The sequence below is a fragment of the Carboxylicivirga mesophila genome (assembly GCF_018271975.1).
GTDB classification, from domain to species: Bacteria; Bacteroidota; Bacteroidia; order Bacteroidales; family Marinilabiliaceae; genus Carboxylicivirga; species Carboxylicivirga mesophila.
On record NZ_JAGUCN010000010.1, the window covers coordinates 77,002 to 100,435 of the forward strand.

Annotated in this window: 14 protein-coding genes; 13 read left to right on the forward strand and 1 reads right to left on the reverse strand. The window is 41.0% G+C overall.

What is annotated here, in order from left to right:
* Positions 1-68 precede the first annotated feature (68 nt).
* Positions 69-1,034, reverse strand: a complete 966-nt coding sequence (locus tag KEM09_RS10185) for a hypothetical protein (RefSeq protein ID WP_212228051.1) — start codon at positions 1,032-1,034, stop codon at positions 69-71.
* A gap of 68 nt (positions 1,035-1,102) precedes the next feature.
* Here KEM09_RS10185 and KEM09_RS10190 point away from each other — a divergent pair, with 68 nt between their 5' ends.
* From KEM09_RS10190 to KEM09_RS10250, 13 genes are all read left to right on the forward strand, one after another.
* A complete protein-coding gene (locus KEM09_RS10190; protein ID WP_212228053.1) occupies positions 1,103-1,678 on the forward strand; it encodes a thymidine kinase in 576 nt (191 codons plus the stop codon).
* The gene (locus KEM09_RS10195) at positions 1,671-4,133 is read left to right on the forward strand and encodes a bifunctional UDP-N-acetylmuramoyl-tripeptide:D-alanyl-D-alanine ligase/alanine racemase (protein WP_244824948.1); all 2,463 of its coding nucleotides are present in this window, start codon (positions 1,671-1,673) and stop codon (positions 4,131-4,133) included. The genes KEM09_RS10190 and KEM09_RS10195 overlap by 8 nt, the downstream gene beginning before the upstream one ends.
* 100 nt (positions 4,134-4,233) lie before the next feature.
* Positions 4,234-4,542 carry a hypothetical protein gene (locus tag KEM09_RS10200; protein ID WP_212228055.1) on the forward strand — a complete coding sequence of 103 codons (309 nt, stop codon included), beginning with the start codon at positions 4,234-4,236 and terminating at the stop codon, positions 4,540-4,542.
* 91 nt (positions 4,543-4,633) lie between these two features.
* On the forward strand, positions 4,634-5,203 hold the full coding sequence (locus KEM09_RS10205) for an RNA polymerase sigma-70 factor (RefSeq protein ID WP_212228057.1): 570 nt from the start codon (positions 4,634-4,636) through the stop codon (positions 5,201-5,203).
* Between the two features lie 77 nt (positions 5,204-5,280).
* Positions 5,281-6,291 (forward strand): FecR family protein, encoded by a 1,011-nt coding sequence (locus tag KEM09_RS10210; protein WP_212228059.1) that lies wholly within the window; start codon positions 5,281-5,283, stop codon positions 6,289-6,291.
* Between the two features lie 195 nt (positions 6,292-6,486).
* Complete coding sequence (locus KEM09_RS10215; RefSeq protein WP_212228061.1) at positions 6,487-9,981, forward strand: TonB-dependent receptor; 3,495 nt, start codon at positions 6,487-6,489, stop codon at positions 9,979-9,981.
* Positions 9,982-10,000: 19 nt separating this feature from the next.
* Positions 10,001-11,815 carry a RagB/SusD family nutrient uptake outer membrane protein gene (locus KEM09_RS10220; protein ID WP_212228063.1) on the forward strand — a complete coding sequence of 605 codons (1,815 nt, stop codon included), beginning with the start codon at positions 10,001-10,003 and terminating at the stop codon, positions 11,813-11,815.
* Between the two features lie 128 nt (positions 11,816-11,943).
* The gene (locus KEM09_RS10225) at positions 11,944-12,918 is read left to right on the forward strand and encodes a LamG-like jellyroll fold domain-containing protein (RefSeq protein WP_212228065.1); all 975 of its coding nucleotides are present in this window, start codon (positions 11,944-11,946) and stop codon (positions 12,916-12,918) included.
* A gap of 112 nt (positions 12,919-13,030) precedes the next feature.
* Complete coding sequence (locus KEM09_RS10230; RefSeq protein WP_212228067.1) at positions 13,031-14,740, forward strand: DUF3472 domain-containing protein; 1,710 nt, start codon at positions 13,031-13,033, stop codon at positions 14,738-14,740.
* A gap of 56 nt (positions 14,741-14,796) precedes the next feature.
* Positions 14,797-16,359: an arylsulfatase gene (locus tag KEM09_RS10235; protein WP_212228069.1), complete on the forward strand. Its 1,563-nt coding sequence runs from the start codon at positions 14,797-14,799 to the stop codon at positions 16,357-16,359.
* Between the two features lie 34 nt (positions 16,360-16,393).
* Positions 16,394-18,592 (forward strand): M60 family metallopeptidase, encoded by a 2,199-nt coding sequence (locus tag KEM09_RS10240; protein WP_212228071.1) that lies wholly within the window; start codon positions 16,394-16,396, stop codon positions 18,590-18,592.
* A gap of 343 nt (positions 18,593-18,935) precedes the next feature.
* The gene (locus KEM09_RS10245; RefSeq protein WP_212228073.1) at positions 18,936-19,910 is read left to right on the forward strand and encodes a LamG-like jellyroll fold domain-containing protein; all 975 of its coding nucleotides are present in this window, start codon (positions 18,936-18,938) and stop codon (positions 19,908-19,910) included.
* 92 nt (positions 19,911-20,002) lie between these two features.
* Positions 20,003-23,413: a LamG-like jellyroll fold domain-containing protein gene (locus tag KEM09_RS10250; RefSeq protein ID WP_212228075.1), complete on the forward strand. Its 3,411-nt coding sequence runs from the start codon at positions 20,003-20,005 to the stop codon at positions 23,411-23,413.
* Positions 23,414-23,434: the final 21 nt, after the last annotated feature.

A 23,434-nucleotide genomic window follows, 5' to 3' on the forward strand; every position in this document is an offset into this window, starting at 1 on the left:
TGTTCATCTGTACAATTGCCCCGAAATCTCAATTCAAATTAGCAGGTAAAGGCATTAACAGATTACCATTAAATAAAACGTCTTTTTATACTTTTGTAAAAGGATTCACTGGCTTCATTATCTGCGGGCCAGTTATAGTTCGAACGTAAAAAACTGATAGCCGAATCGTATGAGTCCAGATTGTTTATTTGTTCCAGTGTTTGGTTAAACAAGTCGGCATTGTTGCTGAATAGCTCGCGCTGATAGTAGAAGCGATCATTTAAACCAAAAGCTTTTCTGACATCATCAACGGGTTTACCAATTTGCTTGATATCTTCTACTGATTCTTTGCGGCTGGCAATGGCCTCATTGACTGATGCGCCATCTTTCCGAATCACTTCACCCAATACCGATGCTCTGGAGGCTGGTTTAGCCCCTTTCATAGCATTGCTTGAGGTTGTTGGAGTATTTACATTCATCTCTGTTGGCTTGTCAGTGGTCTTTGATTCACTTTCAGGATGATTTGTTTGAATGTCATTCTCCAATGTTACGTGTTCATCTGCCATTGTTTCAGTGTCAGATGCATTTACTTCACTTGCAGGAGCGATTGTTTGCTTGTCAGCCTTCAATGCTTGAGGTTCACTTGCCTTTGTTTGTGTGTCAGCAGCGGTTGTTTGACCCGCAGAAGCTATTGTTTCTTCATCAGCATGGATCGCTGCGCCTAAATCACCATTATCTGAGCGAACAGCATCCTGCGCACTATATGATTCGCCCTCGGCAAAACGGCTTGATGATTCGGCATAAGCCACACTATCATTGCCATTTGAAGTATTAAGGGCTTCCGATGTTAGCGATGATTCAGTATTGGGCTGTTGTTTTTTTTCAGTATTAAGTTGCTCCAACAGGCTTAACTCCTCACTAATGTTTGCTATTTTAGTGCGGGTTAAGTTGATAAAAGCTGCATTGATCTCATTTTTACCTTTAAAGGTGTTAACCAATGCGTGAACTTCTTTAATGTCATTCAGGATTATATCAATGAGTGCTTCTTTTTCCATAGCAGTAACGCAGTTTTTACATACCTGACAAAGTTAACGATTGCAATTAAATAATTAGGATACGCTAAATGTTTCTTGAAAATAAGGCCAATAGGGATTCAGAGAAAGGATGGATCGAAGTCATTGTAGGTTCGATGTTTTCGGGTAAGACCGAAGAGTTATTACGTCGGCTGAAACGCGCAAAAATAGCACGTCAGAAGGTGGAAATATTTAAACCATTGGTGGATGTACGATATAGTGAAGAAGAGGTGGTGTCGCACGATGCCAATGCGATTCGTTCCACACCGGTGGAGTCCTCAGGCAATATTATGCTGTTGAGCAGTAATGTGAATGTGGTAGGGATTGACGAAGCACAGTTTTTTGATAACGGACTAACCAATGTTTGCCATCAGCTAGCCAATCAGGGCATCCGCGTTATTGTGGCGGGCTTGGATATGGATTTCAAAGGCAAACCATTTGGGCCAATTCCCTCCTTGTTAGCAACGGCTGAATACGTGACTAAAGTACACGCCATCTGTATGCGATGTGGCGATTTAGCACACTTCTCGCATCGTTTGTCTAAGGAGGAAAAACTGGTGGTGCTTGGTGAGAAAAACGAGTACGAGCCCTTGTGTCGCTGTTGTTTCATGAAAGCCAATGCCTGATATGTTTCACTCACTCACTCAACTGGCTAAATGGTCTTCGGCTAAAGTTACTGGCAATACTGATTTAATGATTCAGAAAATTGCCTATGACAGCCGTAAAACATTCGTTGCAGATCAAACATTGTTTGTGGCTATTAAAAGTGCCAATAACGATGGTCATGCTTATATCCCGGAATTATACGAAAAAGGGATGAGAGCTTTTCTGGTTGATGAGCAGGTGCAGGTAAACTATTCCTTATACCCCGATGCCGGCTTTATTATCTGTAAAAATACGGTTCAGGCATTGCAAGCTATTGCAGCATCTGTCAGGCAATCTTTGGCTATACCTTTTATTGGTATTACTGGTAGCAATGGAAAAACCATTGTTAAAGAGTGGCTGGCACGCTTGCTCGAAAGTCATTTCAAAGTAGGCCGTTCACCACGAAGTTTTAACAGCCAGCTGGGTGTGCCCTTATCCATTTGGATGCTGGAGCAGGATATAGAATTCGCATTAATTGAAGCCGGTATCTCTCAACCAGGTGAGATGAGAGCTCTGGCTGATTGTATACACGCTGATTTTGGCATATTCACCAACATTGGCCGCGCTCATCAGGAGAATTTTGCTTCCATGGATGAGAAGCTGGAAGAGAAATTAAAGCTCTTCGAATCGGCTCATACTATTTTTTTTCACGGTGATGATGTGCTGATAGGTGAAGCATTATTAAGGCTCTATCCTGAAAAAAAATTGCTTAGCTGCGGTAAAGGTGATGGCAATGCGTTGCAACTGCTGCAGCACGATTTAGGCTCAGAAGGGGCTGTGCTTCAGCTTAATTGGAAAGGGCAGCCGTTTACTCTGCATTTTCCTTACCAGGATGTGATAGCTATTGATAACCTGCTGCTGGTTGTACTGGTGGCATTGGAGTTGGGGCTTCCAGTTCAAAACATTATCAATGAAGTACCCAAACTACAGACCATTGCCATGCGATTGGAGCAGAAGGAAGGCATTAATAATTGCCTGCTGATTGATGATGGTTACAATGCTGATCTGACTGCTTTGGAGTTGGGACTCGATTTTCTGAACCAGATGGGTGCTAAGCGCGGGTTGTCCAAAACACTCATATTGTCAGATATTTATCAGAGTGGCATGGACCACCAGGAACTATACGCACAGATACAAAAGCTGGCCAGTGAGAAGGGGGTTGAGAAGCTGATAGGCATTGGAGAGCATCTCTATGTCGCTATGGATGGAGCTAATGCCTACCGCACAACAGCTGATTTTTTGGCGAAAGTGGATGTCAATAATTTTAAAAATGAGGCCATATTACTAAAGGGATCACGTCAGTTTGCATTTGAACAGATATCGGCCTTGTTGGAGCAACGCAGGCATAAAACAGTATTGGAGATCAATCTCAACGCCTTATCTCATAATATTCAGTATTTCAGGTCGAAGCTAAAGAAAGAAACCCGGATGCTAGCCATGGTCAAAGCCTTCTCATACGGAACAGGTAGCTTTGAGATCGCCAATCTGTTGCAGCATCAAAAAGTGGATTTCCTGGGTGTGGCTTTTGCCGATGAAGGCATTGAACTGCGTAAAGCCGGCATTACACTGCCCATCATTGTGATGAATCCGGAGCTGAGCAGTTTCCCTATGATGCTCGAATATGAACTTGAACCGGAGATTTATAGCTTTCAGGTATTGGATGCTTTTCTATCGGCTGTTCAGCGTCAGGGGTTAACCAATGTGCCTGTTCATATTAAGATCGATACTGGTATGAATCGCCTTGGTTTTGTGCCTACGGAAATTTCTCAATTGATTGAGCGATTAAAAAGCTGCCACGAATTGATGGTGAGCAGTGTATTTTCGCACTTGGCAGGAAGCGACGAAGCGATGCATGACGGATTTACCCGCAAGCAGATAGACCGTTTTAAGCAGGCATGCGAAACCATGCATAATGGCTTAGGACATGGATTTATTCGTCACCTGCTTAATTCAGCCGGTATTGAACGCTTCGCTGATGCGCAGTTTGATATGGTGCGCCTGGGCATAGGTATGTATGGGGTGTCAGCTATCCATGATGAAGCTCTGCAGCAAGTGAATACCTTAAAATCGTATGTATCGCAGGTTAAGGAGGTTGAAGCCGGTGCAACAATTGGCTATAGCCGCAAAGGGCAGGCTGAATCAACTAAACGCATTGCTGTCATTCCCATTGGTTATGCCGATGGGTATAATCGCCGTTTAAGTAATGGAGTGGGACAGGTATTGATTAATGGGCATAGAGCACCCGTTATCGGTAATATTTGTATGGATATGTGTATGGCTGATGTAACACAAATACATGTTCAGGAAAGTGACGAAGTAGAAATTTTTGGAGCAGGCATCAGCATCAGTGAAGTGGCCGAGAAACTAGGTACGATTCCCTACGAAATTTTAACCAGTATAAGCCGGAGAGTGAAGCGCGTTTATGTAATGGAATAGTGTTACTTATGCGCAAACGTAATAATAATGCGGCTTTGGAGTACGCGTATTAGCTCTTGTAATTGTCTTATTGATGGAGTTAAATACTATTTTTGCCACCATGAATAAGACATCAGGTGATATTTCCGATTTAATAAAGGCGCATATTCAGGCATTGGATCCCTATGCTGAGGTCATCATATTGTTTCCTCAGGGAACAGGTTTGCATGAAGAAATACAAGTATATGTATTCACCAATGAGAAGGTGGATTTTAGTCTGGAGCAGCAATATATGGATGCGCGCTATAAAGTGGAAATTCACTCAGGCCAATCACTATCCTTATATACTTATTCGAAAGAAGAGTGGCATCAGCAATTTAGTGAAACCCCTATTTACCAGCGTGTTCATTGCGAAGGCGTATGTTTGTAGTGATTAACATATCTTCCCTGAATTTCTGATCGTGTTAAGATGTTTTCTTAAAAATCGTTAAATTGCGCACTCTCTAAAAGGTAAATGGCGAGTGGGCATACACGAAGAAGATACTATCAGGCGATTAAAAAAAGGTGATGATCAGGCCTTTGAATTACTCTATCACAGATATTTCAGGAAGTTGTGTGCATTCACCAATAAATACCTCAATGACTATGAAGCAACACAAGAGGTGGTTCAGGAAGTTTTTTATAGCATCTGGAAGAACAGGGCTGACCTTAATGCTCATAAATCAATAACTGCTTACCTTTTTCAGCTGGCCAAGAACAAGAGTTTAAATATTATTAAACACTCTCAGGTTGAGGATAAGTACTTAAATGTGATTAAATCAGCCTATCTGCAGGGTGATTTTGTGGACACTCATGATTCTTTACTGGCCAAAGAAATAGACATTAAAACTCAGGAGGTCATTGATTCTCTGCCCGCACAATGTCGTAAAATCTTTCTGATGAGTCGGCACGAAGGGAAAAAACACAAAGAAATTGCTGAGGAACTTAATATCTCGGTGAAAACAGTTGAAACGCAGATAGGGCGTGCCTTAAAAGTATTCCGTAAAGAGTTGAAGGAATACCTTACTACAGTATTGTTGACCTTTATTTAATCTTTATTTACATTTTTTTAATTTTCATGTAGGGGTAAAACTCTTCTTCATTGTACTACCTTTAAGAAAGGCAAAAAATGAAGGAAGATATAGACTACAGAAACCTTATGGTTCGGTTTTTTGACAAAACTGCCACGGATGATGAATTACAAAAATTATCGGAGTGGTTGAAAGAGTCGGATGAAAATAAGCAGCTCTTTAATGAGTTTAACGAAAGCTATCAGTTTGCCGACATTAGTGTTAAAGGCTGGATATATGATACTGATGCTAACTGGAAGCAAATAAAGAACCGCATTCAGTCTAAACAAAACTCAGGTAAAATAAGGATGCTAACAAGCCGCCAGTACAACTGGCTGAGCGTTGCAGCTATTATCACCTTGTTATTAATGGTGGGGTCAATGGCTCGTTTGCTAATGAATCAGTCACAAAATGAGTTCAATAATCAAAAGCTTAGTGTAATTGCACCCTCGGGACAGAAAAGCCAGGTGGTATTGCAGGATGGCACTAAGGTTTGGCTAAACTCAGACACTGAACTAACTTATAAATATGATGTAGACGACAATAAAAGAATTGTGACGCTGGATGGTGAAGCTTTTTTTGATGTGGCCAAAGATAAAGAGCGACCTTTTATTGTACAGACAGATGGTATTGATTTAGTCGTTTATGGAACCCGTTTTAATGTGCATTCCTACAAGGATGAAAGGATCATTGAAACAACGCTTGAGGAGGGAAGTGTTGGTGTAAAAGTGCATGCCAGCGGCAAAGAGTGGTTAATGAAGCCAGGACAACAATGTATTTATAATAAAGAATTGCAGGCAGTGGAAATGGAAGAGACAAACGTTAGTTTCTATACTGCCTGGACCAACGATAAACTCATATTTGATGACAATACCTTTATTGAGGTAGTAAGAAAGCTGGAGAGGTGGTATGGCGTTCAGATAGAGCTGGATGAAGAATTATTTACTTCTGAGCGATTTACCCTAACCATAACGCATGAAAGTCTTACCGAAGTAATGGAACTAATTAAAGTGGTTGCACCAATACAATATACTATCAATGAACGAAATGTACGAATAACCAAACAGTAATGAAGTGAAGAAAAGGGAAGTGCTACAACACTTCCCAATGTTTAACACTCGTGCTACAACACGAGGTATTATTAACAATAACAATTCAAATCTATGAAAAAAAAACTGATGTTTAACGTCAGCAGGGAGAATTATACCTTGTTGAGATGGTTTCGGATTATGAAATTAATAACCTGTATACTTTTAATTGGCCTCATGCCAATATCCGCAAGTGTTTATTCACAAGAGAACGAAATCAATATTAAAACCATGAGGTCTTCTATTAAGGATGTGCTTCGTCAGATAGAAGAAGTAAGTGACTATTCCTTTGTATACAATGATGCCACAATTGATGTAAACCAGGTTGTTGCGTTACAAGGTAGGAATCAGAGTATTGTGGAGTTACTCGATGGTTTGCTGGAAGGAACGAATATTGTGTACAAAATTGTAGATAACAAAATTATCTTGCATGCCGCTTTACCTCAAATTCAGAGTGACCAGCAGCAAAAAACCTTAACGATTTCAGGTATTGTTACTGATAACACAGGCGAACCACTACCAGGTGTGAATGTGTTTGAAGAGGGAAATCCTACCAATGGGGTTATTACCGGTATTGATGGAAAGTACGCAATAACAGTTAGTTCAGAAGAAGCTCAGATTACCTTTTCTTATATCGGCTTTGAGAAGCAAACAGTGCAGGTGGCAGCCCGCAGCACAATTGACATTGTGTTACTCGAAAATATAAGAGGATTAGACGAGGTTGTTGTAGTAGGATTTGGTTCTGCTAAAAAGGAGAATATTACTGGGGCAACTTCTTTTGTGAAAATGGATCAGATTGTCAAAGATCGTCCAATAACAAATTCAGCCCAGGCATTACAGGGTGTATCAGCCGGTTTACAAGTTGTATCAAGCTCTGGACAGCCAGGTAGTACATCAACCAGCCTTAATATCAGGGGAATGACGTCTATCAATGGTGGCTCGCCATTAGTATTGGTTAATAATGTGCCAATTGATGACTTGAATGATATTAATCCACAGGATATTGAATCTGTCTCAGTGCTTAAAGATGCGGCAGCTTCATCTATTTATGGGTCACGTGCAGCCTTTGGTGTGATATTAATTACTACCAAGTCAGCTGATAAGAACCAACCAATGAAGTTTCAGTATGCTACAACTACTAGTATATCAACACCAATGGAACTGCCAGAGAAGGCAACCACACAACAGTTTGTAAAGGCACTTCAGGATTTTGGTGTATATGAATATTTTGCCGGGCAGAAAGTTGACACCTGGTCATCTTATTTGGATACATATGAAACAAATCCGGAACAACTTACTTATGTAAAAGATCCTGTTAGTGGAAAGAATTATGCCATTGTTGTGGACGAATCAGGGCAATATTACCCGTTGGCCGATACCGATGTAATTGGTGACTTTTTAGATGATACTGGTTACTCAACTATCCATAACTTCACGATGAGTGGAGGTGCTGATAAGATCAGCTATCGTATTAATGCTGGTTATAGTTATGAGGATGGTGTAATGGTTACTGATAAGGATTCTTACGAAAATTTCAATATTAATGCCTTGCTTAATGCTGATTTAACCGAGCGTTTAAGATCATCAACCAATATCATCTACCGGAGTAGTTTACGCTCGCAACCTCAGGCACAATATGGCAATGCGATTCAATTAAGAATGTATGATCCAACCGGTCACATAGATTTACTTGATCCAACCGGAACGCTTGAACTTTCATCCAGTAATATTCTGCCTTTCGATACACCAGGAAATGTAGTGCGTTATTCGGAGCCTGGGATGACAAATAATGATAATATCCGAATTTTTCAGAAACTGGAGTTGGATGTGATCAAGAATCTGACACTTACCGGTGAATACACATTCGAAAAAGGTTACTATAAATTCAGTCGGGTGGAGGAGCAGGCTGGCTTTGCCAGTTCGTTTAAGTTTATTGAAAACAGTACCCCTCAGCAGCGCTATGAGAATACGAAGCTATTTCGCAGTACTTCCGACAATGTGTACCATGGTTTAAATATATATGCAAAGTATAAAGTGAGCTTTAATAATCACTCGCTTAACTTTCTGGCAGGTTATAACCGTGAAAAGAAAACCTACAACGCCTTTAATGTGAATCGTAAAACCCTTATTACAGTTGATCAGCCATCGCTTAACCTTGGCCTGGGAGAGTTTGATGGGGGCGATAACTATTATGATTGGGCTGTGTTAGGATACTTCGGTCGGATTAATTACAACTACAACGATAAGTACTTCATTGAAGTTAACGGTCGTTACGATGGTTCATCGAGCTTTGCTGAAGATGATCGTTTTGTGGTACTGCCTTCGATATCAGGTGGATGGAATATTGCTAAGGAACCATTTATGTCATCAATTGACTACTTGTCAATGTTGAAATTACGCGCTTCCTGGGGTGAGATTGGTAACCAATTGGTGAGAACAGATGGGGCACGTGATTACTACCCATATATAGCTGGCTATGAGCAGTACAACCCATATTGGATCGACAGAAGCTTAAACATGCGTTATACCTCCTTTAATCCTGCTCAATTGGTGAGTGGCGGTTTTACCTGGGAAAAAGTACAGACAACCAATGTTGGTTTAGATGTAAGCTTCTTCGATAATCGTCTGGGAGCCAATGTGGATTTATATTCCCGTAAAACTTTAGGTATGCTCAATGCCGGTGTACAATTGCCAGCTGTGTTGGGTACTGATGCACCAAAACAAAACATCGCTGACCTTGAAGTACGCGGATGGGAAGTTGAATTGAAATGGAATGATCGAATAGGTCAGTTAAGATATGGTATCAATGTTAACCTGTCTAATTCGGATGGTGAAATCACTAAGTTTCTTAACGAAGGTGGCTTAATTAACCAGTACTATGTTGGACAGAAGATTGGCGAGATATGGGGTTATGTAACTGATGGCTATTATACAGTAGACGATTTTGTTGAAGGTTCATTGGATGCTCACCTTTATGGAGATGATCGTCAGTTAAAGGAGGGTGTTGTATATATTGAGAATGCACCAACACCATTGCCTGGTGATGTCAAATATAAAGATTTAAACGGCGATGGTATTATCAATAATGGTAATGGAACCATTTATCCAGAATACGATGAGGAAGGAAATTTAATAGCTCATACCGGTCCTGGCGATCGCAAGGTAATTGGTAACAACACTCGCAAATATCAGTTTGGTATCAATGGATTTGCCGAATATAAAGGGTTTGATTTCTCTTTTGTGTTAAGTGGTGTTGGTAAGCGCGATCTAAACTTGAATTCAGATTTGATTTGGCCATATCCAAGCCAGTTTGATCATATTTATGCACATCAGTTGGATTATTGGACACCTGATAACCAGGATGCCTTCTACCCCAGAATCTATGGAAATCCTGAAGGTAATACTAACAGTAACTATGGAAGGAGTCGATATACACAAACAAAGTACCTATCAGATGGAAGTTATGTAAAGATTCAGAACATTACACTCGGTTACACTATCCCCAAACGTGTTGTAAGTAAGGTAGGTATTAATTCATTAAGGGTTTTTATTTCTGGTGATAATATCTACACTTTTGATCATTTGCCAAAAGGGATGGATCCTGATCAAAGTGCTAATGGAGCTTATCCATTTATGCGCAATTTCTCTATGGGCTTAAATCTGACATTCTAAATCTAAAAAACTGAAAGAAATGAGACAAATAAAATATATATCAGTACTCTTTTTACTGTTGCTGTTTAATGTTGGGTGTAACGACGATTTTCTGAACCTGGCACCAAAAGATGAACTGTCAGAAGCAACCATGTTTTCAACCTACGACAACTGCAAAGTGTTTGCCTGGGGTTTTTATGAGAATCTTAATCCTTATCCCTGGTCTGGTCATACCGGAAAATATTATACAACCATTGCCTGGGATGCTGAAGCTGATCTGATTGAGAATGGCTATGCCACCAATGGGGAAGCTTACCTTTGGGATAGAGTGACCATTCCGGCAACAGATGGGGATTGGACCAATAGGTATGAGAGCATACGCAGGGCAAATTTATTAATTGATAATGTGGCTAACGCCGAAATGTCTGATACTGATAAAGCACACTGGCGTGGAGTCGGTTTATTTTTCAGGTCATATGAGTACATGAAACTGTTAGCCAAATTTGGCGGAGTGCCATGGGTGGAGCATGCGCTAACCGATGCCGATACGGATATATTATATGGTCCAAGAGATTCGCGCGAGGTGGTTGCCGATAATATACTGAGAGATCTGCTGGAAGCGGTAGAAAGTGTTAAAGAAGAAGGAGATGGTGAAAATACAATTAATGCCAATGTTGTAAGGGCTTTAATTTCCCGTTTTGGGCTATTCGAAGGAACCTGGCGTAAATACCATGGTTTGGATGACTATACAAAGTTTTTAGAAGCCAGTGTTGCAGCATCTGATAAGCTGCTTCAGGATTATCCGGATTTAATGCCGTATTATGATCAAATATTCAACCGTGAGGATTTACAGGGCCAGCCTGGTATTATACTTTATCGTCATTACATTGAGGATGATGCCGGCTTCCATATGATGTCGACCAACACCCGTTCGACCAATAATAAGTATGATGTAACCCGTAAAGGTATTGATATGTTCCTTTGTAAGGATGGACAAACGATTTGGAATAGTCCACAGTTTCAGGGCGACAAGGATGCATATGCCGAGTTCAGAGACAGAGATACACGTTTGCTTATTATGACACCTCCTCCATATCGAGTTAAGTCATCAGGTACAGGTGTTTGGGAGCCAACTGGCAACCCGGCCGATGAAGAGTGGATTGCAGAAATGGCCCGTGTGAGTGGTGCAAAGTTGGGTGATTTGGAATCACATTACAAGCAAGTGCCCGACCGTAACTGGTCAGATCGTATTACAACTGAGGTGCCAAATTTTGAAGGTTTGTTACCAACACAAACGGCTACCGGATACCGATTCTGGAAGTATTTCAGTAACGTTAGCTATCGTACTTCGTCAAGAGACTTTAATGATGGACCTATCTTCCGTATGGGTGAAATATTGGTAAACCATGCAGAAGCTAAATTCGAGCTGGGTGAGTTTGACCAGGCTGTGGCTGATGCTACCATTAATAAGTTAAGGGTACGTGGAGAAGTGGCTGCAATGAATGTTTCTGCAATTACAGCTGACTTTGATCCATCGCGCGATCCGTCTGTTAACGAAGTGTTGTGGGAAATTCGCAGAGAGCGTGCAATTGAACTGATGGGCGAAGGTTTTCGTCGTGAAGACCTGAGAAGATGGAAGAAAATGACTTATGCCTCTGCTCCAAAGTTAGGACGCTGGATAAAGCAAAGTGATTATAATAAGGTAATTCCGATACAAGGTGGTGCAGCTGAAGGCTATGTGCAATTAGTGCCAGGTACGCCTCCTGTGTTTCCTGAGTATTACTACTTGTTTCCACTACCTAGTGAGGAGCAGGTACTAAATGAAGCTTTAAAGCAAAATCCTGGTTGGAAATAACAATTTACTGGCAGTTGCATGTTTGTAGCTGCCAGTATAAACAAGTTTAAATTTTAGGACATGGAAGTGATGTTGCATAAATTATAGAGTAAAACTTCTGTGTATTTCTTACTAAAAATTTTTAGGTGATGACTAAACTAAAAAAATTCAGATATATAATTGCATTAAGTTGCATAAGCTTATTGTTTATCCAGTGTTCAGATGATGAGACGGTTAATTTAGGCGATAAGCCAGTGGCTGATTTTACTGCCGATGATGATGATATGACAGTAGAAGTAGGTACAATTGTAACTTTTACAGATGCTTCAACCAATGATCCTTATTTATATACATGGCGAATTCCAGGTGGAAATCCGACATATGATAATAAAAGTAGTGTTGCTGTGGAGTTTCTGGCAGAGGGTGAACAACCCATTACTTTAACAGTTCGAAACGATGCTGGTGCCGATGAAATAACTAAAATTGTAACCGTCAATCCTCTTGTTATTCCTGATTTGGAAGGAGTAACTCCAACTGTTAAAATGACTTTCGATAATAATATTGAAAATAGTGGATCAGCTGGTGGTACAGGATCTGGAGGATCATCGACTTACGAGCCAAGATCAAAGTTTGGTGGTATGGCATTAAAACTTAATGGAACTGCAGGTCAGGATGTACTGTTGGATAATTACAAAGGTGTAAATGGTAGTAACGCTCGTACAGTAGCTTGTTGGGTAAAAACTGATGCAACAGCAACAACTGCCCTTGTACATTGGGGAGCCGCGGGTACATATAGTCGTGCTTCATTTAAGTTGCAGAATTCAGGTGTCATTCGATTCGAATGGCAAGGTGGTGGTATGAATGCTGCTACTCCTGTTAATGATAATGCCTGGCACCACGTTGCTTATACTTATGATGGCAGCACTGTTAAGCTATATGTTGATGGGGTACTAGATGCATCAGTTGCATCCTCCACGATTAATACCGGTGTTGCTGGCGAAACAGGTATTTATATAGGATCACAATTAGGAGGTTCGAGATACATTGGTCTAATCGACGATGTACGTATCTATGAAACAGCATTGGATGTTGATCAAATTAGCTTCTTAGCAGGTATTCACTAGTGTAACGGAATTTCTTTTATAAAAGGATCTGACAAAAAGTGAGTATGGAATTACATACGCTTTATTTATGTAATTCCATGCTTCTGACTTTTGAGGCCTAAAAAATAATCCCATGAAAAATGATTATTCCTTAAAATACTATATGAAGTTATACAAGTTTAAAATGCTTGGTGCAATTGCTTTAATGCTTATGTTTTGCCAGTGTAATAAGGCAGGTATATCAGAAGAAAGCATAAACGAAGAAGTGCCAGTTGTATCAGACACACTAACTCTTACTACCAACGAAAGCTTTTTTTCTCCTGTTGGAACCTTAAGGGCTCATCTGGTTGATAAAACCTCAGGTGAAGAATATAATAAGTTTGAATATTACGACTATATCTATAACTGGAAACAACTTAATGACACTATCTTATTTGGGGTGACCATTGAAAAGGAAGGAAATCTTTTTATACATCCTGAAATGAGTGTTGCCGATACCCAGGATGGCTCTGAACTATACGTCTACCTAAACGATGAACGGAAATCGCTTACTATCACTTCAACTGGAGGTGATAATAAATATGAAATTCAGAATGGGGCTGAATTTACTGATGTGAAACCAGGTTTTTACATGGTGAAGCTTCAGATAAAAATGGCAAAAAGCGAAGGGGCTGATATTGGCCGACTGAAAAATGTACACCTGGTTGGTTCAGCTGCAAAAGATGCAAAAATTGAAATGCGTCGATATCGACCATTTGCTGTGCATGGCAAGTGGCAGACTGAAAGTACTAATCCTGTTGAAATAAGTGTGCATGAGTTGACCGTTATGAATACAACCGTTAACTGTTATCAACCAATAACAACTCCTTTCGGTTATACCGGATCACCATGGTCGTTAAATACTGTAACATTTGGCGGGTACAACTTTTCATTGTGGTCCTATGGGCAGAATGACCCGGTACCACCTTTTTACCAGGAGAGTCATTTAATTGCGGTTGGACCAGGCCTTACATTTGGTTCGTATGGTCATGAGGGTACAGGGGTAAAACCACGAGGTCCGCATCCTTATGTGGGAATTGATACCAATACACAGCTTATTGCTGTTAGAATGCAGCCGGGAGAAGTCTATAATACGTATTGGAGTTATTACTTAGATCCTGTTGATAGCCATTGGAAACTTTATGGATGTGGCAAAAAGTACAATAAGACAGGAGTCATTAAGTACCTGGAGACAGGTACATTTGTTGAAGTCGCAGGAGCCGCATCTACCGAGCGAAGTGGCCATGAGTTGAGAGAAACCCAATACAGAGGCTGGCAGATGGATACAGATAAAAACTGGTATCCAATAAATAAACTGATTGGAAGTTCTTCGGTTAATGAACTTAGTTATCGTAATTGGCGTACTGTCGGTAATAAATTTTCGATGCAGATGGGAGGATGGGGTGAAGTCGGAACACCTGCAATAACAGTTACATTGAGCAATCCGGATGCCGTGCCTTATTACCTGAAAGGAGAGTATCTGGCTGAATTATACATGATGCCTGCCACGTTTGAAGATGGTACTGCCGAAAACATTAAAGCCAATTCGGCTGAATTACCATTGAACATTACAGATTTAGGAACTAACGCTCAGGGATACCTGTTTTGGGGCAGGGAAGAAGGCTTAACAAAAGAGGACAAGTGGGAAAACAATAAATCTATTGAACTGGCGTCTGGAAATCAATCCATATTCCTTGACGGACTAGAGGCCGATACAGAGTATTATTATCGAATTAAAATTAAGAATGATCAAGGTATTACATGGTCTTTCGATACACAAAAGTTCAGGACTTTAACTGAATAGGAATATTAGCTGCTCAAGAATTGTAAGAATTTAAAATTAATATCAGAACCAGTAGAATGAGAACGATTACACTATTAGCGTTGGTTGCATTGTTTACAATTTCATTAAATGGATGCTTTACGACTAACACGAAGCAAGCAAATGAAGCCGATAAGCCAAATATCATCTATATTCTTGCAGATGACCTGGGTTATGGAGAATTAGGCTGTTATGGGCAAAAACTGATTGAAACACCAAATATCGATGCACTTGCAGCAAGTGGAATGCTTTTTAAACAGCATTATTCAGGCGCTCCGGTATGTGCGCCATCGCGTTGCGTTTTATTGACAGGTAAGCATATGGGACATTCCTATGTGCGCGGAAATGATGAATGGAAAGAGCGGGGTGATGTGTGGAATTACAGAGCCCAAATCGCCGATTCAACACTTGAAGGACAAAGGCCGTTGCCCATAGAAACACAAACAATTGGCAGGCTCTTACAGTCAAGTGGTTATAAAACGGCAGTTGTAGGAAAATGGGGACTGGGAGCCCCACATACAGATGGTATTCCTACAAAGCAGGGGTTTGATTATTTCTTTGGATATAATTGCCAGCGTCAGGCGCATACCTATTACCCGGTGCATCTTTATGAAAATGAAAACCGGTTTTATCTGAATAATGATACTGTAGCTCCGGGAACAAAGTTAGCTGAAGGTGCTGATCCATATGATATTGATAATTATAAACCATATAATTTAAATGAATATACACCTGATGTAATGTTTGGTCGCATCACCAATTTTATTGAAAACTCTAAGGATGAACCTTTCTTTCTGTATTGGGCAACACCCATACCGCATGCTCCTATCCAGGCCCCTCGGCATTGGGTAGATTATTATACACAAAAGTTTGGCGATGAAGAGCCTTATGATGGTAAACGAGGCTATTTCCCACATCGCTATCCACATGCTGGTTATGCTGCTATGGTATCATATCTGGATGAGCGTGTTGGCCAGCTTATTACACAGTTAAAAGAACTGGGATTATATGAAAATACTGTTATCATGTTCAGTTCTGATAATGGTCCTACATATAATGGAGGGACAGATTCACCTTGGTTTAACAGCGGAGGTCCGTTCAACAGTGAGTATGGCAGTGGCAAAGGCTTTTTGCATGAAGGAGGGATTCGTGTGCCAATGATTGCAGCCTGGCCAGACCATATCAAAGCAGGTTCGGAAAGCGGACATATATCAGCATTCTGGGATGTGCTGCCGACCTTATGTGATATAGGAGGTGTTGAAAAGCCGAAAGATACAGACGGAATAAGTTTCTTACCGGAATTAATGGGTGAAAAACAGAAGGAGCATCAGTACCTGTATTGGGAATACCCTGAATACGGCGGGCAGCTTGCCGTTCGTGTTGGCCAGTTTAAAGCAATTTGTAAAAACGTTAGGAAGGAAAACAATACACAATTTGAATTATATAATCTGGAGCTGGATCCGCAAGAACAAAATAACATAGCAGCCAGGCACCCTGAAATTTTGGCTCGAGTTCGCCAGATTTTAGAAGATGAACATATTGAATCCTGGAACAACCGTTGGAAGTTTAAGCAATTAGGTGATAGCATAATCAAAGAGTAATTGCCTCTGCTTTTTAAACACTAAATCAATTTCGATGAGAAAAAATCTACATAAAGCTATATTCCTGATAGGAATTATTGCCATAAGTATAATATATGCTTGTAGTAATGATGAATCAATTGAGGTTGAGATACCTAAATTTGAATACATACCAGGTGATCCGGATGAGATTATAAATGGCGATCCGGAAAAAGTGAGCATTAATAGTTTGGAATTGCATGTCAACCATACTGAACGAGCTTCACAGCCCCTGAGTATGGCATTTGACGGAGATTTATCAACCAAGTATCACAGCCCGTGGATTACGGATAATCCACCAACTGAATTTCCTGTTGTTATAACGGCAACATTTCCCGATAATGCTCCATCTTTTGAGTTTATTTATTACTGGCCGCGTCAGGTTGGGAGTAACGGTAGGATTAAAAAGGGTACAGTAAAGGTATCAACAAAAGATGATCCTGAGAATTTCATCAACATCTTTGAAATGGATTATGCCGATGATCCTGCACCCAAAAAGATAAAGATACCTGCACAATACCAGGATAAAATTAAAAAGCTGGTTTTCGATATATCATCAGGTGTTGGAGATGTTGTTTCCATTCAGGAAATTGAATTTTATAATGAAGGGATTAGCATGGATATTCCTGATGCCTTCACCGATAAAAGCTGTTCTGCCATAAAAGCTGGCGTAGAGCGAGAAGCACTGGAATCGATATCTAATTCTGTGTTCCGAAACATAGCATTATCTCTTTATGATGAAACTTACGATGATCGTCGCATAAAAACGTACAAGAGTTACCCGCATCCTTCCATTCAAAGTAGCCTTAACAAAACATCAACCTATGGTTTGCTTGATAATGTAACCGGGATCTATATTGCTCAAGGTGACGAACTTCTTGTTTTTGCGGAGGAACACAGTGATGAACTGGTGGTTCGGATAATTGATCATGATGACGATAAAGGATCCGGATTTTCCGGTCAAAATTATGTACTCAAACCTGGTGTTAATAAAATAAAGGCTGAAATCAGTGGCTTGATTTATTTGCTTTATCACAACAATTCGGATGAACAGGTTAAAGTCAACTTTGCGAATGGTCAGGTCAATGGATGCTTTGATATTGAGCAAAACACCAATGAGGAATGGCAAGGTATGCTAAGTTCAGCAGTAAGTAATCGCATTGACTTGTTGGGTAAATATTCCCATATCATATTCAATACTGAGGACCTGAAAAAGTATACTCCGGATCCGACGCGCTTAATAGAAGTATATGATTCGATCGTGTGGCTCGAAGAACAGTTTTTGGGATTTTACAAATACAAGCGCACCAATAAATCAAGAATGCTCTTTAGGTCTTCTCCTGCGGCTACCTATATGCATGCGACAAGTTTTCGGACAGAATATAATCCATCTACGATGCCTAAGTTGTGTGATGTTGATCGTTTAAGAACAACTGATATTTGGGGACCTGCTCACGAAGTAGGACATGTTAATCAGACCAGGCCAGGCTTTAGGTGGAAAAATATGGCTAACGAGAGCGTCCTGGGTGAGGTCTCAAATAATGTTTATTCATTATATGTGCAAGCGGCTTTTGGCAATCCGTCGCGCCTCGAAACGCAAGATAAATATATGGCAGCGTATAATTCATTTATGGTTGAAGGTATGAAGCATATGGATGCAACTGGAGCCGTTGATAAGAAATACTTTTTTGAACAACTGGTTCATTTCTGGCAATTGGAGCTGTATTTTTCACAGGTATTGGGAATGGAAGATTTCTATAAAGACTTGCATGAGGAAATAAGGATTACGCCGGACCCTGAAAGGGGAGTTGAACATCATGAATTTGCCTACCTGGCTAGTAAGATAAGTGGTTACGATTTGATCAGCTTTTTCGACCTGTGGGGGTATGATTTATCAGCTGATGTAAAAGCACGTATTGAGGAATTGGGGTATAGCGAACCCTCACAGCCCTTACACTATATCCGTGAGGCACTGGTGGATGTTTATAAAGGAAATAAGGCAATTGTTACCGGAACTGCTAATCGTTACAACACAGGAGCAACATATACCTTTAATATGAATGGTTATGAGAATGTTGTTGCTTATGAAGTGTATGTAGATGATACCATAGTTCATGTCAATATAAACAATCAATTCTCGGTTAATTTACCTGAAGGATCTATTGCTGTATTGGCAATTGGTGCAGATAATAATAGAATGGAAGTGACATTTTAGTTGGCTCATTCTTCATACTCTTCCTAACACTTTGAGTGTGTAGAACCAAGATTACGTTGATATTCCTCCATTAATACAGGATAAGGAGTTATCAGCGCTGGACATCCTATATCCAAAATTTGAAAGAAAAAATAGTCATTAATATCATTTATTCATCCCTAATTGGCAGAAAATAAAGCACTTCTGTGATGTGGGGTAGTAATTATAAATCATTGAAAATAATGGCTGACATCACTCTGGTAATGGATGAATTTAAAAGGGAATAGCCCCAAAATCATCCAGGCCATGTTGGTGTCGGCTGCATCAAACCCTTATTTTATAATCCATGAAAAAAATTTACAAAATGAGAAAAGTGAGTGTATTTAGAAAAGTGGCATTAATTGTTGCAATGGTATCGGTAGGCTTTGTTACAAGTTATGGACAATTAGCAAGTTATAACTTCAGTGGAAATCTGAATGATGACGGTTCAAATGCCATTACTGCCGTTTCCAACTATGGAGCGCCTGTTTTTGGCAATGATAAGGACGGAACCGCCAGCAGTGCCTGGGAAGCCCCTGGTGAAACGCTTAAGTACTTATCAATAACAGGATATAAAGGTATTGGAGGGGATGGCCAAAGGACGGTAGCTGCCTGGTTTAAAACCCCTTCATCGGGGCCATCAAGAAAGTCCATAGTAGCGTGGGGGACTAACAGCGGTAAACAAATGTTTAATGTGATGATTCATAATGCCACTGGTACAATTAGGATTGAAGCAGGAGCTTGTAACGTGCAATCAACTGTATCAGGCTTAAACGATGATCAATGGCACCATGTTGCCGTTACCTACAATCCTGTTGATGGGCCAGCTGTTCAGGATGTCAAAATTTATGTGGATGGTGTATTTACGCCTATTAATATAAACGCTTCTTATAATCCTGCTCAAACTATAGAAACTGTAGTTAACCAGGATGTTCGCATTGGAGCAGCGGAATACAGCAATAATTATTTTTGGACAGGAATGCTGGATGGAGTCAGGATCTATGATGTTGCACTGTCGGCCAGTGAAATCACCGCTTTGCATGGTGTATCAACTGATTTATATGACGATAAAATAAATGCCTGGTGTGAAGTATTTTCTACCGGCAATGGTATAAATATTTCTTCAGAGCGCTCGACTTCGTTATCGATCTATTCTGTTAATGGACAGAATATTTATAAAGCAGATATCGAAGCCGGGCAAACAGTTATTAACCCAAATGTAATCAATGGGATTTACCTGGTTAAGATTGAAGATGGTACTGGGAAAATTCTGGTTCGGAAAGTAGCATTATCCAGATAACAGGTATGATTAGATAGAGTTTCTTGAGTGGATTCATGCAAAGCCGGAAAAGAGAAAGCTCTTTTCCGGCGCATGAGAAAAACAATAATGATATGAAGAGTTATAAATTGTGGAGTGTGATGTTGCCACTACTTGCCTTTATAGTGGTTGGTAAATTATTAAACTTTAATCGTAAAGTATCAACAAGCGATAATAGTACGGAACATTCAGATTTGCCAGTTTGGATTGATATGATGGAGCAGCCTGATGTGAACATGCAGGAGGCGCGTGATGCTTTTGATGCCTATTGGTCAAACCACGAGCATTATCAGGGAGACCGACATAAGCAGTTTGAGCGTTGGTATGCCATCAACTCAAAGCGTAGCGATGAAAATGGACATCTGATACCGGCTAAAGCAGTAAGCAGCGCTTACAGAAATATGATGAATGCGGCAAATGCTGAAATGGAAGGGCATTGGTATTGCTATGGTCCGGTGAATGTAGGGCCTCGTAATGGAACCAAAAGAGATGGTGGCCGTGTTAAAGATATTCAGTTTCATCCCAGTGATCCTCAAACCTTGTATGTGTCCTGTTTCAAAAGTGGATTGTTCAAGACGATGGATGGGGGAGCCTCATGGGAACCCTTATGCGACAATATTCCTGAGCAGGTGTATGTGAGTGCCATCAAACCCTCAGAACCAAATACGATTTTAATTGGGACAGATATGGGGGTGTATATCACCAATGATGAGGGTGACACCTGGAATACGACCTCAATAACTACAGAAGTGAAGGCTTTATTGATTCAGCCGGGCAATGAAAATGTTATTATTGCTGGAGCTGGTAATGGTATTTACCGTTCTGCCAATGGTGGTGAATCCTGGAGCCTGGTGCAGGCATCCAGCAAAGTTGAAGACTTAAAACCTCATCCGACAAATCCGGATATTTTATATGCGGCCACCAATGGTGCCACCAGTCAGTTCTATCGTTCAACCGATGGTGGTGTCAGCTGGACAGAAAACACCTCATTCGGGCAAGGCTGTTTTATGAAAATAGCGGTTACTTCTGCAGCACCTGATCAGGTATTTGTATTAAATGCCAGAGACCATCTTGGTGATGACTCCTTTGAAGGCTTCTATAAATCAACCAATGCAGGAGTAAGTTTTACCAAGCAGTCAGGTACCACTCCTTGTATAACAGGCTATAAAGATGATGGTGCTATTTCGAGGGGACAGCCCAACTATAATCTGTTTGTAGTGGTTGATCCTGCTGATGCATCCAAGGTATGGGCCGGTGGCGTTAAAAGTTGGAAATCAGAAGATGGCGGAAGCACCTGGACGCAATTTTTCAATGGAGTGACCACTGATGGGGATAATCTGCACATGGATCAGTTGAACTGGGCTTTTTCACCACATAATAATGCCCTGTACGCTGCCAATGACGGAGGCATCTATTACCTGAATGACGCCAATCAGTTTCAGATGATAACCGATGGTTTGCCTATCGCCGAGGTGTATGAATGTACCCAAAGCCAGACAAAGAAAACAAACGTGGCTGGTGGTACTATGCATTGTGGGGTTAAACTCAATAATAATGGAGTGTGGTATACTCCCTGGGGCGGTGATGAAGCGACCTGTATTATAGACCCAACTGATGAACAATACGTATATCACCTGAAGTATGAAAAGGTGAGCCGTTCATCTAATGGTGGGTTTAACTACTCTAGAATTAATCCTGACAACACCGATCGTGGTGAGTATACCGGGACCGGTGTATTACATAAAAGCGATGTTAATACGCTTTTTGCCGGATTTAAGCAGCTGCAACGAAGCAATAATGTGCGCGCTGCGTCAGTTAACTGGACTACCATTTCATCGTTTGCAGGAACGTCTAAGATACAGAAGGTAGAACAGTCTGGAGCTAATGAGGATGTGTTTTATGTGGCCAGGGGAACAGAACTCTATCGCAGTGATAATATAAATGCTGCTACCCCATCGTACACCAATTTAACGGGCAATCTGCCATTGTCAGGGGTGTCAGTCAATGATATTGCTGCTCTTTCAACTGATGAGAGTGTGGTTTTCATCCTGCAGGGTAGTAAGGTTTACCGCTCATCCAATAAGGGTGCTTCATGGACTGATTTAACCAGCAATCTGCCGGCAGTAGCTTTACTGGAGATGACGATTGATCAGACAGCCACTGAGGGCATCTATGTAGGAACCGATATAGGCGTGTTTTATAAAGAATCCGGCATGTCTGACTGGATCAACTTTTCCAATGGTTTACCGGCGGTTCGGGTGTCGGGTATGGATATTTACTATGGTGATACTCGTGACGAAAGCCTGATTACCGTGTCCACCGATGGGCGTGGATTCTGGTGTTCGCCACTGCATGGAGTGGCTGTAGAAGCGCCTGTCGCCAACTTTGAAGCCAACTATGTGAATGCAGTGGTGGGCAGTTCAATACAGTTTACCGATTTAAGCACACAGCATCCACAGAGTTACCAGTGGCAGTTTGAAGGAGGTTCACCGGCTACCAGCCTGGACATTAATCCAATTGTTCGCTATGATACACCCGGTACTTATGAGGTAAGTCTCACGGTTGCCAATAGTGCCGGGACTGATACAAAAACGCTTACTGATTATATAACTGTGGCGTCCGAAGGGGGCGATCTGCAGGTGCACTATCAGTTTGATGGAGATGCACAGGATGCCTCATTATACCATCGTGATGGATTGAATGCAGGCGTTGAATTTATTACTGATTCAAAGCATGGTGCAGTCGCTGACTTTAATGGAAGTGCGCATATTACCGTACCTGGATACAGAGGGGAAGAAGGAACCAATGCCCGTACCATTAGTGCCTGGATTAAGACATCGACTAACAGCAAGGCCATAGCTGCCTGGGGTAAAGCAGCCACATCTACTAAATGGGCATTTCGCCTGGAGACAAACGGTGTTTTACGACTGGAGCCTGGCGGTGGTAATATCATCGGTAGTACCAATGTAGCTGATGGTCAGTGGCATCATGTGGCATGCGTGTTTGACGATGATGGCAGTCCTACAGTTGATGATGTTAAGCTGTTTGTTGATGGCATAGAGGAAGTTACCTATCCATCGAGTGTGGCAATCAATACAGTGGCACAAGGCGATGTCACTATTGGAAACGATCAAATGGGGCGCAGGTTTGTTGGACAAATGGTTGATGTCAGAATATATAGTTCTGCATTAAGTGGTGGTGAAATAACCCAATTAGCAGCTACTTCAACAGCTATTAAACAATCTGTTGCCGGGCAATGGGTAAACCTATATGCGCTTAAGGGTGGTCATATAAAGGTTGAGCTTTTGGGTAGCAAGTCAGCACAGGTAAGTGTTTATAGTTTAGCTGGTAAGATGTTGAAAAAGGAAATTATTCAGGAAGGCGTATCCACTATTTCACTATCATCCCGACAAAAGGAGTTGGTGGTTGTACAGGTGCTTGATAGTACAAAAGGAGAGTTTGTAAAAAAGATACTCCTGGAGTAGCAGAATTGTTTGAGTTGATAT

Bases quoted from the DNA above. Each gene is read 5' to 3' on its own strand.
- KEM09_RS10195 (WP_244824948.1), top strand. From the start codon at position 1,671: ATGCCTGATATGTTTCACTCACTCACTCAACTGGCTAAATGGTCTTCG.
- KEM09_RS10190 (WP_212228053.1), top strand. From the start codon at position 1,103: ATGTTTCTTGAAAATAAGGCCAATAGGGATTCAGAGAAAGGATGGATC.
- KEM09_RS10230 (WP_212228067.1), top strand. From the start codon at position 13,031: ATGAAAAATGATTATTCCTTAAAATACTATATGAAGTTATACAAGTTT.
- KEM09_RS10185 (WP_212228051.1), bottom strand. From the start codon at position 1,034: ATGGAAAAAGAAGCACTCATTGATATAATCCTGAATGACATTAAAGAA.
- KEM09_RS10250 (WP_212228075.1), top strand. From the start codon at position 20,003: ATGAAGAGTTATAAATTGTGGAGTGTGATGTTGCCACTACTTGCCTTT.
- KEM09_RS10235 (WP_212228069.1), top strand. From the start codon at position 14,797: ATGAGAACGATTACACTATTAGCGTTGGTTGCATTGTTTACAATTTCA.
- KEM09_RS10200 (WP_212228055.1), top strand. From the start codon at position 4,234: ATGAATAAGACATCAGGTGATATTTCCGATTTAATAAAGGCGCATATT.
- KEM09_RS10245 (WP_212228073.1), top strand. From the start codon at position 18,936: ATGAGAAAAGTGAGTGTATTTAGAAAAGTGGCATTAATTGTTGCAATG.
- KEM09_RS10215 (WP_212228061.1), top strand. From the start codon at position 6,487: ATGCCAATATCCGCAAGTGTTTATTCACAAGAGAACGAAATCAATATT.
- KEM09_RS10225 (WP_212228065.1), top strand. From the start codon at position 11,944: ATGACTAAACTAAAAAAATTCAGATATATAATTGCATTAAGTTGCATA.
- KEM09_RS10220 (WP_212228063.1), top strand. From the start codon at position 10,001: ATGAGACAAATAAAATATATATCAGTACTCTTTTTACTGTTGCTGTTT.
- KEM09_RS10210 (WP_212228059.1), top strand. From the start codon at position 5,281: ATGAAGGAAGATATAGACTACAGAAACCTTATGGTTCGGTTTTTTGAC.
- KEM09_RS10240 (WP_212228071.1), top strand. From the start codon at position 16,394: ATGAGAAAAAATCTACATAAAGCTATATTCCTGATAGGAATTATTGCC.